Raw genomic sequence first — 14,671 nt, forward strand, 5'->3', positions numbered from 1 at the left:
GGGCGCGCGGCCCGTCCGCCGTCACGGGCCGCGGAAGGTCGCGATCACCGGGATGTGGTCGGACGGCGCGTCCCAGCCGCGCGGCGTCTTGTCGTGGACCACCGACTCGCAGCGGGCGTAGAGCGGCGCGCTGGCGTAGACGTGGTCGATGCGCATGCCGCGGTTGCGGTCGAAGTCGCCGCGGCGGTAGTCCCACCAGGTGTACTGGCCGGGGCGGTCGTCGTGCTTGCGGAAGCAGTCCTGCAGGCCGAACGCCAGCAGCTCGCGCAAGGCCGCGTGCTCCTGCGGCGAGAAGTGGGTGCAGCCCTCGAGCGCGCGCGGGTCGACGACGTCGCGCTCGTCGGGGGCGATGTTGAAGTCGCCGCACAGGATGACCGGCGCGTCGGGCGAGTAGTGCTCGGCGAGCTCGGCCTTGAGGCGGGCCAGCCAAGCCAGCTTGTAGGCGAAGGCCTCGGTGCCGAGCGCGGTGCCGTTGGGGACGTAGAGGTTGTAGAGGCGGAGGCCGTCGATCTCGGTGTTCAAGATCCGGCAGTGCGAGTCGGCGTCGCCGCCGCGGAAGCCGGTGACGACCTCGGTCGGCTTGATCTTCGACAGCGTGGCCACGCCGGCGTAGCCCTTCGAGCCGTGGATGTGGACGGTGTAACCGAGCTCCGCGAACGGCACGCGCGGGAACACCTTGTCCTCGCACTTGGTCTCCTGCAGGCAGGCGACGTCGGGGCTCTTCTCGGCGAGGAAGCTGAGCACGTCGTCGAGGCGCGCGCGGATCCCGTTGACGTTCCACGTCAGCAGCGTGAAGGGCCGGTTCATGGCGCGAACCTTAGCGCAGCCGCGGCGCGACGACGAGGGCGTGCAGCAGCAGCGCCAGCCCGAACCACCCCGCCGCCATGAGCACCGAGAGGTCGCCCTTGGCCGCCAGCGCACCCAGCACGAACACGCTCGAGCCGACGTAGACGAGCGGCGCCCACGGGTAGAAGCCGAGGCGGTACGGCCGCGGATGCTCTGGATCCTTGCGCCGCAGCACGATCACGCTGGCGACCGCGAGCGACCCCGAGATCAGCATCGCCGCCGCCGCGTAGTCCATCAGCTGCTCGAACCGGTGGCTGAGGATCAGCGCCGTCGCCAGCGCCGCCTGCAGCCACAGCGCGACCACCGGCGTGCCGAAGCGGGCCGAGAGTCGCCCGGCCGCGGGGATGCAGTGGCCCTGCTCGGCCATCGCGTAGGCGATCCGCGAGCCGGCCATGACGGTGCCGTTGATCGAGCCGAGCATGGCCAGCAAGATCATCAGCGTCACGGCGATCACCCCGGCGTGGCCGAACAGCGCGCCCGCGGCCGCGGTGCCGGCCTCGCCGACCCCGGCCAGCTTGTCGATGTCGAACACCGAGAGGTAGCCGGCGCACAGCACGAAGTAGAGGATCGCGACCATGAGGGTCCCGCCGACCACCGCCCGCGGCAGGTTGCGCCCGGGGTCGGCGATCTCCCCGCCGATGTAGATCGCCGCGTTCCACCCGGAATAAGCGAAGTAGATCGACAGGTATGCCTGGGCGACGGCGAACGCCGACGGCCCGGGGTCCAGGCCGACCCGCAGGGCCTCGCGCGAGACCTCGACCGTACCGATGTCGCCGACCACGAACAGACTGACCGCCAGCAGCACCGCCAGCGGCACCACCGTCAGCACCAGCTGTACGCGCCCGGAGAGCACGATGCCGACGTGATTGAGCCCCGTGAGCGCCAGCACCAGCGCGATCGCCCAGAACGTCGGGCCCTCGACCGTCACGAGGCCGAGGTCGACCGGCGCGGCGAAGCTCGGCCCGAGCAGCACCGGCAGCTGGAACGCGGCTGTCCCGACGGCCATGGTCGCGAGCGAGCCCGGGAAGGTCGCCAGCAGCTGCAACCAACCTGTCGCGAACGCAATGCCCGGCCCGTAGGCCGCGCGCAGGTAGGGGTACTCGCCGCCGGCCCGCGGCATCATGGCCCCGAGCTCCGCCACGCACAGCGCCCCGCACAGCGCCGCCAGGCCGCCGGCGACCCACAGCAGCAGGAACCACAACGGGCTCTGCACGTGCGTGGCGACCACCGGCGGGGCAATGAAGATGCCGATGCCGAGCATCGAGCCCGCGACCAGCGCTTGCGCCGCCCAGCGGCCGAGGTGTCGCGTCTCCATCCGGGGCAGCCTAACCGATGATCGGGGTCCGGGCGGCCGGACGCAAGAAACCGGACCCGCCGCGCGAGCCGCCCGCAGCCACCTGGAGCGCGCTGAACTTTGGCCTTTGACAGCGGGCCGGGCCGCGGCTAGCTTCGCGGCTCGGCATGCGGCGGCTGTGCAGCGCGGCGCTGGCGGTGGGGCTCAGCCTTGCGGCCTGCAAGACGGGTCCCAACCTCAGCACGGACTACGGCCAGACCGCGCGCGAGAACTACGAGCTGGCGATCGGTGAGTTCACCGACAAGGACTACGAAGAGGCGATCCAGTACGCCGACTTCGTGCGGATCCGGTTCCCGTTCAGCCGCTACGCCGTCGAGGCCGAGCTGCTGATCGCCCGCGCCGAGTTCGCCCAGGGCAACTACACGACCTCGCAGGACCAGTTCAAGCAGTTCTACAAGCTGCACCCGACGCACAAGCACGTGCTCAACGGCTGGTGCGCGTACATGGCCGCGGTCTCGGCCTACATGAACGCGCCCGAGGGCTTCTTCCTGATGCCCCCGCACTACCAGCGCGACCAGGACCAGCTGCAGGACGCGCTGGTCGAGCTGGCCTACTTCTTCGACCACTACCCCAACAGCCCGATGCACCCGCTGGCGATCAAGCTGCAGGACGAGGTCCGCCGCCGCCTGCTCGAGCACGAGCTCTACGTCGCCAAGTTCTACCTCGACCGCGACCGCCCCGAGGCCGCGATCGGCCGGCTCGAGACGGCCCACAAGTCGTACTCGGGCATCGGCCTCGACGCCGAGGTGCTGTTCCTGCTGGCGCTGACGTACCTGAAGATGGACGAGATCGAGCTGTCGCGGACGACCTTCGCCGAGCTGCAGGCGCAGCACCCGAAGCACCACCACGGCCGCCAGGCCCGCCTCTACCTCAAGTACATCCAGGACACCTACGGCCCGGCCGACGCCAGCCGCAAGCGCCCCGACCGCAGCCCGCCCCGCCCGGTCGCGCCGCCGCGCCCCAAGCAGGTCGACGAAGAGGCGCTCAAGGCCAAGGGCAAGCCGAAGGCCGCCCTCGAGGGCCGCACGGGTTCGCTGTGAGCCGCGACCGCGAGGCCGACGAAGCACCTGTCCCCGCGGACAGCCAGGCCGACGCTCCGGCTGTCTCTGGGGACAGCTCGCCTGTCCCCGCGGACAGCCGCTCGGCACCTGTCCCGGCGGACAGCCGCGACGCCGCTGCGACCGGCGCGGGCGACGCTCGCGCCCGCCGCGGCCTGTCCGCCGCCGACCTCGAGCGCCTGCGCGAGCCCCCGCTGCAGACCGCCGACCTGCCGGGCGTCGGCGGCGCCATCCGTTGCCGGCCGGAGGACTTTCGCGTCCGCGAGATCCCGGCCTACGACCCCGACGGCCGCCCGGGCGCGCACGTCCTGCTCGTGCTGAGCAAGCGCGGCGTCGGCAGCGAGGACGCGGTCGCCGAGGTCGCGCGCCAGCTCGGCATCCCGCGCGCCGAGGTCGGGCTCGCCGGCCTCAAGGACAAGGACGCCGTCACCGAGCAGTGGATCTCCCTGCCCGCCGCCGCGGCCGCGCGTCTCGGGCAATTTGTCCATTCGGACATATCCCTCGGGACAGCTCATCCTCACGGCAACAAGCTGCGCCGCGGCCACCTGCGCGGCAATCGCTTCACGATCGTCGTGCGCGACCCGGTCGTGCCGGTCGACGAGGCCCTGGCCCGCTGCCGCGCCAAGGTCGAGCGCCTGCGCGCGCTCGGCGGGCTCGACAATCTCTACGGCGAGCAGCGGTTTGGCAGTGACAATTTGGCGCGGGGCCTCGCCGCTCTGGCGCGCGCGCGCCGGCGCGGCCGGGCCGACTTCCTGCTCAGCGCCGGGCAGTCGGCGCTGTTCAACCTCTACCTGCTCGAGCGCCGCGCCCGCGGCCTCATGCGCGAGGTGCTGCGGGGCGACATCCTGAAGAAGACGGCCACGGGCGGCCTCTTCGAGTGCACCGACCCGGCCACCGACAAGGCCCGGCTCGATGCCGGGGAACTGGGCATCACCGGGCCGATGTTCGGCAGCAAGATGCGGGCGCCGGGTCCGGACACCCCCTCCGGGGCGCTGGAGGCGGAGATCCTCGCGCGGGCGGAGATCGACCTGGCGACGCTGCAGGGCTTAGGTCACACCCTCGAGGGGACGCGGCGGCCGCTGCAGGTCGCGCCGCTCGCGGTCGACATGGAGGCCGTGCGCGACGACTTCGGCCCCGGGGTCTCCCTCAGCTTCGAGCTGCCCTCCGGGAGCTACGCGACGGCCCTCCTGCGCGAGCTTCAGCGCCCGGTCTGAGCAGGCGTGCGCCCGCGTCGCCGGCGAACACTGGCCGTTTCGCGCCGGCTGGGCTACGGTTCGCATGGCTCACCAATGAAGCTCTCGGAAAAATTCCTCGAGCTCTCGGCCGTCGGCTCGGAGTGGATCCTCTGGATCCTCGTCGGGCTGTCCGTCGTGAGCGTGGCCGTGATGATCGAGCGCCTGATCTTCTACTCGGGCGTCCAGGGGCGCGACTCGGCGCTGGTCCGGGCGCTCCACGCCGCGCTTGCCGACCGCGACATCGCCAAGGCCCAGGAGGTCCTGCGGACCGCCACCAGCCCCGGCGCCCGGATCGCCGCGCAGATGCTCGAGACCAGCCACCGCGGCGCCGGCTCGATGGCCGCGATCATGGCCGCGCTGCGCCCCGGCGAGAAGCTCCGGCTCGAGCGCAACCTCAACTTCCTCGGCACCGTCGGCTCGAACTCGCCGTTCATCGGCCTCCTCGGCACGGTGCTCGGCATCATCGAGACCTTCCGCGCCATCGAGCGCTCGGGCGTGATGGGCAGCGCCGAGTACTCGAACGCGGTCATGGCCGGCATCTACGAGGCGCTGGTCGCCACCGCCGTCGGCCTCCTCGTCGCCATCCCGGCCGTCATCGCCTTCAACTTCTTCCAGCGTCGCGTCAAGGCGCTGCTCGGCGAGGCCGACGCGCTGACCAACATGGTGCTGTCGCTGTCGGGCAACCAGTCGGGCAACTCGGACGCCCCGCGCGCCCACTGAGCCGGCCTTCCCAGGGGGATCCACGCCGTGGCCGCCGACACCAATCTCGACGACGACGAGGGCATCAACAGCATCAACGTCACCCCGCTGGTCGACGTCATGCTCGTGCTGCTGATCATCTTCATGGTCACGACCACGAAGATCCAGGAGTCCGAGGCGCTGGCGATCGACAAGCCCGACGCGCAGACCGGCCAGAAGCTCGAGCCCAAGCAGCACCACATCCTGCTCAGCTGCGCGAAGGACGGCAAGCTCGAGGTCGACCACAAGCCGGTCGACAGCGACGCCGCGATCAAGGAGGCGATCACGCGCAAGCTCGCCGAGGGCCGCGACCTCCAGGGCATCATCCAGTGCGACGAGGAGGCCCAGGTGAAGTCGATGATCCACCTCGTCGACCTGCTGCGGGACGCCGGCGTCAAGAAGTACGCGATCGCCACGGAGAAGCCCAAGGCCAGCCCCGCGCCCTCCTGATCTGAGCGAGACCTGCGATGCGCCTCGGCGGCAGCTTTCTCTCTCGGTCCGGCACAGGGGCGTTCGGCTCGCTGGGGCTCCACGCCCTGCTCGCGGTGCTGCTGTCGTACCTGTCGGTCGAGCCGCCGCCGCCCGAGGAGCCGCAGATCGACCTCGTGGAGTTCGAGATCCCCGAGCCCGAGCCCGAACCGGAGCCCGAGCCCGAGCCCGAACCGGAGCCCGAGAAGCCGCAGGAGACCCCGCCCGAGCCGCAGCCGGTGCCCGAGGTCCGCAAGAACGAGCCGCCGCCCAAGCCGCGGCCGAAGGCCAAGGCCGAGCCGCAACAAATTGAGCCCGACGAGGCCCCGCCGCCGCTGCGCATGGACGCCAGCCAGACCACCTCCTCCGGCAACAGTGGCGTGAAGATCGGCGTCGGCGCCCCCGGCGGCACGCCCGGCGGCACCGGCAACCCCGACTCCAAGGGCAAGGGCGGCAGCCCCAAGGGCACCCCCGGCGGCACCGGCGACGGCGGCCCGACCTGGGAGCCGCGCGGCGAGCTCTACATCCGCGAGCTCCCGGCCGTCGTCAACGTGCCCCAAGAGCAATGTCCTGCGGTACAGGAGCTCGGCATCGAGGGCGTCGTCATCCTCACCGTCCAGGTCCGCCGCGACGGCACCGTCAAGGACGTGAAGATCGCCAAGGACATCGGCCACGGCTGCGGCAAGATCGCCGCCAAGGCCCTGCGCAGGGCCAAATTCCGGCCCGCCATCGCCACCAACGGCCAGCCCGCCGACTTCGAGCTGCGCTACGAGTACGAGTTCCAGCTCGGCGACTGAACCGAGGATCGCAGCCGTTCGCTCGGCAGCCTTCGTTCGACCGCCGTTGCTCGCACGTCGTCCTGGCCGGATGTCACGTCGCTGCGAGTGGCTCGCCGGTCGCGAGTCCTTCGCGCCGCACTCCCCGCCCCCGCACTCGCCGACCCGATCGGTGGCCGGGCCTCCAGTGATTCGCGGCCGCATCATCCGGTCGCGCTTCGGCGGCCATTCGACCGCGAGTGATTCGCGGCCGTGTCACCGGGCCCGAGTGGTGCGCGGCTCTCGACCCGCGAGGGTTCCAGGCGCATCACCCGGGCCGAGTCGTTCACGGCCTTCCGGCCCGCCCCGCCACCTCGCAGGCGCCTGACTCCGGGACCCACCGGAGATCGCACGTCCGTCCCACGCCGCTGGGGCCCTGCGCGAGGTGTTCCGGCCCGCGATCGCCGTCGACGGCCGCGCCGCCGCGCACACGATCCGCTAGGCGAGTTCGCCGTGGCCAAGTGAGGCTGCCCGGCCCCGGCGCGTGCGGGCGCGCGTTTGCCCCCCGCCGGCGATCGGGGCTATCGTCCGGGCCGCCGTGCCGCGCGCGCTCCGTCCCCACGATCCCGGTCCGTCCGTCTCGGCCCGCCGCGCGGGGCTCGTCGGGCTCCTGTCTCTCGGGACATGTCTCTTCGGACTGGCCTGCGCGCCCGACCTGCCGGTGAGCCAGCGGATCGCCGACCCGCGGATCCTCGCCCTGCGCAGCGACGTCATCGCCCCGCTGTTCCCGGGCGACGAGCCGGCCGACGCCGGCGTCCGCTGCGAGGCGCTGCCGTTCGAGACCGTCCGCGTCACCCCGTTCATGGTCGAGCCGACCGGCGTCCTCGACATCGCCGGCCCCGACTTCGACCCGATGTGGATCGCCTGCGGGCTCGGCCCGGCGCAGGGCCTGTTCGCCTGCCTGCGCGGCGCCCTCCCGCTCGACCTCGACGAGCTCGAGGAGTGCCCGGTCCCGAGCTTCACCGACATCGACCCGAGCGCGATGGAGCTGCCGGAGTACCCGAGCCCGTGCCGCCTGCCCGACGACGGCAGCGACGACGGACGCCTCGACTTCGTCGCCCCCTTCGCCGCCAACCTGCTGCTCGGCGGCGACATCGAGCTGACGATGATCAGCCAGGCGCCCGGCTCGCCGAGCACGCGCGAGTGCGCCGAGGCCATGCTGAGCAAGGCCGCCGATCTGCCGAACGACTGCATCTACGCCGTCACCCGCGTCTCGGTCGGCCCGATCGAGAAGCTGCTGTCGTTCGCCGGCATGTTCGGCTTCGAGCTGCCGCCGGAGCTCGGCGAGGTCCCTGCCCCCGAGGACATCCCCGACGGCGACCGCAACCCGCGGATCGCCAGCTTCCGCGTCACCATCCTCGACCCCGAGGCCGACGAGCAGATCGAGCTCGGCGAGCAGCCGCGCGGCGCCGTCGTCAAGGTGAAGCGCGGCCAGACCGTCCAGATCGACACCGAGACCCCGGCCTCCGACCTCCAGACCTACCCCGTGCCGATCAACAACGGCATCGGCGGCATGGGCAGCGAGATCCAGACCGAGCGCATCGACGGCTCCTGGTACCGCACCTGGGGCACCCTGCTGTCCGGCGGCAGCGACGACCGCGAGGCCTTCAATCAGTGGACCATGCGCAAGGGCGAGCAGGACGCGGAGGAGCTCCCGCCCGACGGCCGCGCCACCCTCTTCTATGTCCTGAGAGACAGCCGCCTCGGCGTCGACTGGTGGTGGCTCGAGGTCGAGGTCGAGCCCTGAGCCGCCGCCCCGCCGCGCAGGCGTCGGCCTCAGACGAGCGGCGCCCCGGCGCGACCCATCGTCCTCGCACATGTCCTGAGAGACAGCCGCCGGGAGCGCGGCCGACATCGCCGGCGATCGTCCGCGCCGCGCGCCGCCGCGCAGGCGACCCTCGCAATCTCCCGATTCCTGTCCTCGAAGACAGCTTCTCGCGGCGTCCATCGGTGTCGACCCCGAGTCGAGGTCGAGCCCGAGTCGGAGCCTCGCGGGGAGCGCCGCGGGGCTGCGCGGCTGCGGATCGACGAGTTTTTGCCTGGACCTGGCTCACGCGGTCCGGGCGACCCCCGGCCCGGCCCGATAGTTTCAGCTCGTAGTCCAGCCCCGAGCCCCGCCCCGCCGGTGCGTCCCTGCGAGACCCGGCGCCACCGGCTGCGCCGGCTCCCGGCCTGGCCGCACCCCCGGGGGGTGCCGCTTGACCCCGCCGGCCCCCGGCGTTATCAGCCGTCTGGATCCGTGCTGGGCCTCACCGTAACCCTGCTCGCCGCCCTGCTCGCCGCCCCTGCGCCGGGCACCCTCGACCCGACCACCGGCATGCCGGTGGACGTGCAGCAGCGGGCCAATCCGCCGCCGGTGGAGGCCCGTCCGGCGCCCGGCGTCAACTTCGGCCAGTCGCCGACCAGCGTCACGCCGCCGGCGACCCGTCCGCCGAGCCCCGCCGATCCTACCGCCCCGCGCACCCCGCTGATGCGGCCGCGGCCCGACGCTGTCCCTCCGAGCACGTCCCCCGGGACAGGTCCTTCGGACCAGCTCCCCCCGGGCGCGCCGGCGCCCGACCCGGCCACGCTGTACCCGCTGTCGTTCGCGGCCGAGGAGCTGTCGCTCAGCGACGTGTTGAAGAGTGCGCTCGACGGCAACATCGACCTGCGCAACAGCGCGATCGACATCGCCATCACCGAGAAGCAGATCACCGCGGCGCTCGGCGCCTACGACGTGTTCTTCCTCGCCGGCGTGACCGCCAGCAAGGCCGTCACCCCGCAGCGTGGTTCGCAGCTGACCTTCAACGTCGGCTCGCATCAGCTGTCCGGCAACTTCGGCTTCGAGCGCAAGCTCGAGTCGGGCGGTACGATCAACTTCACCGTCACGACCACCCGCAGCTCGACGCTGCAGCCGCTGAACATCCAGAACGCGGCGGCCGGCGTCCGCTCGCTGAACCTCTACATGATCTCGCCGAGCCTGACGCTGACCCATCCGCTGCTGCGCAACGCCGGCGTGCGGGTCAACCGGGCCGACATCGACCGGGCCCGGATCGCGCGCACGCAGATGGAAGCCAACCAGCTGCAGCTGGCGCAGACGGCGATCCACGACATCATCCTCGCCTACTGGGACGTCCTGTTCGCCGCCCGGGACCTCGAGAACAAGCGCCGCAGCGCCGCCACGACCTCCGAACAGCACCGCCGGGTCAAGGCCGAGGTCGCGGCCGGCCGCAAGTCGCAGCTCGACCTCGACACCATCTATCAATCCCTCGTCGCCCGCGAGAACGAGGTCGTGCTGGCCGAGAACACCCTGCTCGACCGCAGCCTGACGCTGCGGCAGTTCATGGGCCAGGACTTCTCGAACCGCAAGGTCCTCGGCGTGCTGCCGCTGACCGACCCGCAGGCGCTCGCGCCGCGGGAGATCGACCTCGAGGCCGAGATCAAGAAGGCGTTCCAGGCCAACCCGCAGCTCCGCTCGCTCGAGATCGGCATCGCCAGCCGCCGCATCGACGAGCTCGTGGCCGCCAACGCCCGCCTGCCGATCCTCGACTTCCGGTTCCAGTTCGCCCCGCAGGGCCGCAGCATCGACCAGATCGCCAACGCCGATACCGGCATCCCGGCCAAGCGCGCCTCGTGGCCGGAGGCCTTCTCGAACTTCTTCACCGCGACCGACGTCGCCAAGGTGAACTTCAACACCGGCCCGTTCGCCGACTTCAACATCAGCGGCTCGCTCAACTTCAACTTCGACATCCAGGGCCGCACCCCGAAGGCCAACCACGAGCGCGTGATCCTCGAGATCCGCAAGGCCGAGTACAACCTGCAGAAGTCGCAGCAGCAGATCTCGATCGCCGTCATCCGTTCGGTCAACGCCATGCGCACCGCCAGCGCGCGCCTCACGATCACGAGCGAGGCCGTGCGCCTGGCCGAGTCGAACCTGCGCGCCGAGGAGGCCCGCTTCCGCGTCGGCCGCTCGACCAGCTACGACGTGCTGTTCCGCCAGGACGAGCTCGCGCTGGCCCAGTTCAACGCGCTCTCGGCCCAGATCGACTACCTCCGCGCGACCGTCGAGCTGCAGACCCTCACCGGCCAGCTGCTCCCGTCCTACGGCCTCGAGCTGAACGGCGCCGCCGGGGCGCGCCAGACGTCGAGCCCCACCGGCGGCAAGTACCGCTGATCGGGCCGCGCAGAGGCGAAGGCACCTCTAAGAAATTTCCGACCGGTGCGCCTCGAGCCGAGCGGCGGCAGCCGCCGAGCTCCAATGGCGGCAACGAAGGCGATCCACACGGAGCCGCTCAAGAGCTGTCGGGAAGGTACGGCCGCGAGCCGAGCGGCGGCAGCCGCCGAGCTCCACGGCGGCATCGAACGCGATGCGGGCCGAAGCGCCCAGGCTGCTCGAGCGCTGTCGGGGCAGGTACGGCCGCGCGCTGAAGAGCAGCCGTCGAGCTCCACCGCGCTGCTCAAGAGCTGTCCGGCAGTACGGCCTCGAGCCGACCCTCGAGCGCCCGAGCCTGCCCGAAAGGACAGATCGCCGACCCCGACAGCAGCGGCCGCGAGGCCGCGCGGGCGAGCTCACCCAGCCCCACCTCCCCCAGGGACCGCGGACCCCCAAACCTGCCAGAGGTCGTGTCGCAAGCACCGGGGGCGGCCGAGGCGAGATCTCCGGCCGGAGCCGCCGGGAGCGCCGGGGCGCGGGCTCCGCCGGGCCTGAGCCCTGCGCTCGGCTTGTTTCGCCGGCGCCGCTCGTGCTAGGTTGCTGCGTGCTCGCCCTCGGGCGGCTGGAGAGCAGCCATGTCCGCTTCTGAAATCGCCGACAACAAGTGGGAGCTCGAAGCTTCCAAGCCCCCTATCTCCGACGTCTCCGGCATCCTGCAGATCGTCGTCGTCGGGGCCTTCACCCTGATGTTCGCCTGGATGATGCTCTTCACCTTCCAGGGCATCTTCGGCGGCAAGCGCGAGACTCTGGCGGACCAGTACGGCAACCTCACCGTCGACGGCAAGAAGAAGGAAGCCGCTCCCGCTCCCGCCGCCGAGTGAGCCCCGCGCCGCTCAGGCGCCGCGCATGCCGATGAACGCGAGCATCTGACCGATGCCCGCGCCGTCGCGACGGTAGCTGAAGTACTGCTCCGGGTGCCGGCAGGTGCAACCGCCGACGCGCTCGATGCTGTCCTTCGGGACACCTGCCGCCTCCAGCTGAGCCCGGACTGCCGCCACCAGATCGACGTGTGGCCGCGCTCCGGGCTCTCGGCGTACGTGGTCCGCGGCGAACTGCTCCGCGACCTCCTCGCCGACCTCGAACGCCTCGACCTCGATGCACGGGCCGATCGCCGCGACCAGCTGCGACGGATCCACGCCATCGGCGACCAGCGCCGCGACCGTCGCTCCGACCACGTTCGCCACCGTCCCGCGCCAGCCGCTGTGGATCGCCGCGACCGCCGTCGCCGCGCGATCGGCCAGCAGTACCGGCACGCAATCGGCCGTCATCACTCCGACCACCACCGGTCCGTCGCTCGCCCGGGCCCACAGCGCGTCGCCCTCTGCGCCCGGCGTCAGCGCCGACGCTCGCCAGGCCGCCGCGCCGTGGACCTGCCGCACCAGTCGTAGCTGGTCGGGCGAGAAGCCGCCGGCCGCGGCGACGCGCCGCAGGTTCTCGTCGACGTTGCCGGGGTCGTCGCCCCAGCGGCGGCCGAGGTTGAGGCTCTCGAAGCGACCGCGGCTGACGCCGCCGGTGCGATCGGTGAAACCGTGGACGAGGCGCGGGGAGTCGAGCAGGGCAGCGCGAGCGAGCACCCCGACCTCTTATTGTCCCCCGCCGCCGAGCGCAACAATCAGGGCGCGCAGCCCGGGCAGTTCGTTGACACCGAGCCTGGCGCCGAAGGTCACGGGGGAAATCGTCGCGACGGCGAGGCGCGACGAGAAGCACGGCCACTCGAGCAGCCGGCTCTCGAAGCCCCGCGCTCGAGCGGCCGGCGCGAGGCTCACGGCTCCGTCCCGCCGAGCGCGACGACCAGGGCGCGCAGCTCGGGCGGCAGCGGGCTCTCGAAGTCGAGCTCGGCGCCGGAGATCGGATGACAAAACCCGAGCACCGCGGCGTGCAGCGCGTGGCGTCCAAGGCCCTCGGCCAGCGCGCGGATCGCAGGAGGACCGCCCATGCCGCCGTAGAGCGCGTCGCCGACGATCGGGTGGCCGAGCATGCGGCAGTGCATGCGGATCTGATGCGTCCGTCCGGTCTCGAGGCGGAACTCGAGCAGCGCCGCGCCACTGAGCCGCTGCACCGTGCGCACGTGCGTCACGGCGCGGCGGCCGTCGCTCGCGTCCCAGGTGAAGCGGCGGCGGTCGACCGGGTCGCGCGCGTGACCGGTGCGCAGCGTCTTCTCGGCGAAGGCCGGCGCGTCGCGCACCACACCCAGATAGCGGCGGCGCAGCGAGTGCCGGCGGAATTGGGCCGCCAGCCCCTCCTGCGCCTGCATGTGCTTGGCCACCACCAACAGCCCGCTCGTGTCGCGGTCGAGGCGATGCACGATCCCCGGACGGGTCGCGTCGTTGCCGGGCAGCACCGGCAACGCCTCGGCGCCGATCCCCAGGTGGTGCAGCACCGCGTTGACCAGCGTCCCGTGCGAGTGGCCGGGACCCGCGTGGACCACCATCCCGGCCGGCTTGTCGATCACCAGCAGGTGTTCGTCCTCGAACACCACGTGGAGCGGCAGCGCCTCCGGCGTCGCGTGCAGCGGCTCAGGCGCCTGCAGCTCGACCTCGACCTCGACCTCGGCGTCGACCATGCGCGACGCCTTGAGCGCCCCTCCGCCGGCCGCGCAGACCTTGCCAGCCGCGAAGGCGCGGGCCAGCTGCGAGCGCGTGCAGGGGCTCCCGCGGCGAGCGAGCTCGGCGACGAGAGCCTGGTCGAGGCGACGCCCGATGGCGTCGGTTCCGAGGTGGAGGCGCAGGCCCGAAGCCTACCAGATGTGGGTCTTGAGGCTCGCCATCGGCTTGATCACGCGGTCGACGATGGCGCGGTCGTAGTAGTTCTTGCGGAACAGCTCGGGCGTCACGCGGCCGCGGAACAGGTCGCGGCCCTCCATGATCTCTTCCCCGAGGGCGTCGAAGAAGTTGTCGTTGATCAGCGCCTCCTCGATCTTCTGCTTGTTGTAGAGCTGGATGTCCGAGGCGATCGCTCGGGCGAGCTGCTGCGCGCGGGCGTCGTTGTCGATGGGCGTGGCTGCCATGCCGCGAGGATGCCACAGCGCCGCGGCCCCCGCCAAGTCGCCGCAATTTCGCCGGCCCGCTTCGCCAAAAACGCCCCCCTTCCGCGAAACGCGGTGGATCTCCAAACAGCGGGCGTTTCGAGCGAAACGGGCCGGACCCGCTCGGGCCCGCCAGGGCCCGCTCGGGCCCGGCCGACGGCCACCCCATGGCCACCAACCGCGCGGGTCTCCCGCGAGCTCTTGCTCGCGCCAGCCTCGGCAGGGACTGCGGCAGTTGCTGCCGCGTTCGCCGCCGCCGCCCGAGTGCACCTTGAGCTCCGGTACGGTTCGGCCGCGTGGACGGTCGCCCTCGAAGACGCTCCCCTTCCTGCGATCTCCGAGACCATCTTGCACTTCCGCGTCCCTCGCCGAGTCGGCGCGGCGATTCACCCCCACTTGAATAGGCGCACGAGGTCTCTTGCGTACGCCGGGCACACGAGGCGCACGGCCCGCAAGCATCGCGCGTCACCCATCAACATCTGGTTACTGGTCGTCCGTCCGAGGAAGCTGGGCCGCCGCGCTGTGCTTGAGCTGGTTAGCGATCCGTTGTGTGCGTGGGAGCAAGGCGACGGCTAGCGACCCACCGACGCCCACGGCCAAGACGATGCCCATCACGACCCCGGCCTCTACCGCCGCAGCGATTCGGGTTCTTGCCGACCCGGGAATTTTGGGAGCTCGCGTTCTTCACGCCATTCTGGCCGCTGTGCGTTGTGGGTTACATCTGCCTGATCGCGGCGCTCGCCTATCTTCTGGGCGTCAGCGTCAGCGACTTCCTGTGGTGGCACCACGTGTTGCTCGCCATCGCCCTCACCGAAGTTTGGAGCGGCATCGTTGAGCTCTGTTGTCGGCGAGCGTTGCGACGATGGAGCAGGCCGCGCGCGTTGCAACGCGCGCGGGACGAGGTCTTGAGCGGCGGCGGATGAACGCCCGCGCTCCAGCG

The 14,671-nt window shown here is 71.6% G+C and carries 14 protein-coding genes; 9 read left to right on the top strand and 5 right to left on the bottom strand.

All coding sequences use genetic code 11. The features are described 5' to 3' along the window. Window positions 1-21: 21 nt before the first annotated feature. Together xth and NAEX_RS14595 are read right to left on the bottom strand one after the other, a co-directional pair. Window positions 22-807, bottom strand: a complete 786-nt coding sequence (gene xth / locus NAEX_RS14590; RefSeq protein ID WP_096328103.1) for an exodeoxyribonuclease III — start codon at window positions 805-807, stop codon at window positions 22-24. A 10-nt stretch (window positions 808-817) separates the two neighbouring features. Further along, entirely contained in the window at window positions 818-2,161 is a 1,344-nt protein-coding gene (locus NAEX_RS14595; RefSeq protein WP_096328104.1) for an APC family permease, read from the bottom strand. 146 nt (window positions 2,162-2,307) lie between these two features. On the opposite strand from NAEX_RS14595, the gene NAEX_RS14600 reads away from it, so the two are divergent. The 8 genes from NAEX_RS14600 (at window position 2,308) to NAEX_RS14640 (ending at window position 11,527) form a co-directional block, all read left to right on the top strand. Beyond that, the gene (locus tag NAEX_RS14600) at window positions 2,308-3,240 is read left to right on the top strand and encodes an outer membrane protein assembly factor BamD (RefSeq protein WP_096328105.1); all 933 of its coding nucleotides are present in this window, start codon (window positions 2,308-2,310) and stop codon (window positions 3,238-3,240) included. Continuing rightward, window positions 3,237-4,472, top strand: coding sequence for a tRNA pseudouridine(13) synthase TruD (truD, locus tag NAEX_RS14605; protein WP_096328106.1), 1,236 nt, complete (start codon window positions 3,237-3,239; stop codon window positions 4,470-4,472). The genes NAEX_RS14600 and truD overlap by 4 nt, the downstream gene beginning before the upstream one ends. A 75-nt stretch (window positions 4,473-4,547) precedes the next feature. Continuing rightward, complete coding sequence (locus tag NAEX_RS14610) at window positions 4,548-5,213, top strand: MotA/TolQ/ExbB proton channel family protein (protein ID WP_096328107.1); 666 nt, start codon at window positions 4,548-4,550, stop codon at window positions 5,211-5,213. A gap of 27 nt (window positions 5,214-5,240) precedes the next feature. Then, a complete protein-coding gene (locus NAEX_RS14615; RefSeq protein WP_096328108.1) occupies window positions 5,241-5,681 on the top strand; it encodes an ExbD/TolR family protein in 441 nt (146 codons plus the stop codon). A 17-nt stretch (window positions 5,682-5,698) separates the two neighbouring features. Next, entirely contained in the window at window positions 5,699-6,496 is a 798-nt protein-coding gene (locus NAEX_RS14625; RefSeq protein WP_170135722.1) for an energy transducer TonB, read from the top strand. 556 nt (window positions 6,497-7,052) lie between these two features. Further along, entirely contained in the window at window positions 7,053-8,261 is a 1,209-nt protein-coding gene (locus tag NAEX_RS14630; protein WP_096328110.1) for a hypothetical protein, read from the top strand. A gap of 492 nt (window positions 8,262-8,753) precedes the next feature. Further along, a complete protein-coding gene (locus NAEX_RS14635; RefSeq protein ID WP_096328111.1) occupies window positions 8,754-10,667 on the top strand; it encodes a TolC family protein in 1,914 nt (637 codons plus the stop codon). Window positions 10,668-11,281: 614 nt separating this feature from the next. Beyond that, window positions 11,282-11,527: a hypothetical protein gene (locus NAEX_RS14640; RefSeq protein ID WP_096328112.1), complete on the top strand. Its 246-nt coding sequence runs from the start codon at window positions 11,282-11,284 to the stop codon at window positions 11,525-11,527. Window positions 11,528-11,539: 12 nt separating this feature from the next. On the opposite strand, the gene pgeF is transcribed toward NAEX_RS14640, so the two are convergent. The 3 genes from pgeF to NAEX_RS14660 all read right to left on the bottom strand — a co-directional run bounded on the left by pgeF (window position 11,540) and on the right by NAEX_RS14660 (window position 13,713). Continuing rightward, on the bottom strand, window positions 11,540-12,280 hold the full coding sequence (pgeF, locus tag NAEX_RS14645) for a peptidoglycan editing factor PgeF (RefSeq protein ID WP_096328113.1): 741 nt from the start codon (window positions 12,278-12,280) through the stop codon (window positions 11,540-11,542). Between the two features lie 188 nt (window positions 12,281-12,468). Continuing rightward, window positions 12,469-13,434 carry an RluA family pseudouridine synthase gene (locus tag NAEX_RS14655; RefSeq protein WP_096328115.1) on the bottom strand — a complete coding sequence of 322 codons (966 nt, stop codon included), beginning with the start codon at window positions 13,432-13,434 and terminating at the stop codon, window positions 12,469-12,471. Window positions 13,435-13,443: 9 nt separating this feature from the next. Next, on the bottom strand, window positions 13,444-13,713 hold the full coding sequence (locus NAEX_RS14660; protein ID WP_096328116.1) for a hypothetical protein: 270 nt from the start codon (window positions 13,711-13,713) through the stop codon (window positions 13,444-13,446). A gap of 668 nt (window positions 13,714-14,381) precedes the next feature. Between NAEX_RS14660 and NAEX_RS14665 the strand changes: the two genes are divergently transcribed. After that, window positions 14,382-14,654, top strand: coding sequence for a hypothetical protein (locus NAEX_RS14665; RefSeq protein WP_096328117.1), 273 nt, complete (start codon window positions 14,382-14,384; stop codon window positions 14,652-14,654). Window positions 14,655-14,671 lie beyond the last annotated feature (17 nt).

Origin of the sequence: Nannocystis exedens, assembly GCF_002343915.1 — a bacterium.
Taxonomy (GTDB): Bacteria; Myxococcota_A; Polyangia; order Nannocystales; family Nannocystaceae; genus Nannocystis; species Nannocystis exedens.

Bases quoted from the DNA above. Each gene is read 5' to 3' on its own strand.
- xth (WP_096328103.1), bottom strand. From the start codon at position 807: ATGAACCGGCCCTTCACGCTGCTGACGTGGAACGTCAACGGGATCCGC.
- NAEX_RS14595 (WP_096328104.1), bottom strand. From the start codon at position 2,161: ATGGAGACGCGACACCTCGGCCGCTGGGCGGCGCAAGCGCTGGTCGCG.
- NAEX_RS14600 (WP_096328105.1), top strand. From the start codon at position 2,308: ATGCGGCGGCTGTGCAGCGCGGCGCTGGCGGTGGGGCTCAGCCTTGCG.
- NAEX_RS14610 (WP_096328107.1), top strand. From the start codon at position 4,548: ATGAAGCTCTCGGAAAAATTCCTCGAGCTCTCGGCCGTCGGCTCGGAG.
- NAEX_RS14625 (WP_170135722.1), top strand. From the start codon at position 5,699: ATGCGCCTCGGCGGCAGCTTTCTCTCTCGGTCCGGCACAGGGGCGTTC.
- NAEX_RS14640 (WP_096328112.1), top strand. From the start codon at position 11,282: ATGTCCGCTTCTGAAATCGCCGACAACAAGTGGGAGCTCGAAGCTTCC.
- NAEX_RS14660 (WP_096328116.1), bottom strand. From the start codon at position 13,713: ATGGCAGCCACGCCCATCGACAACGACGCCCGCGCGCAGCAGCTCGCC.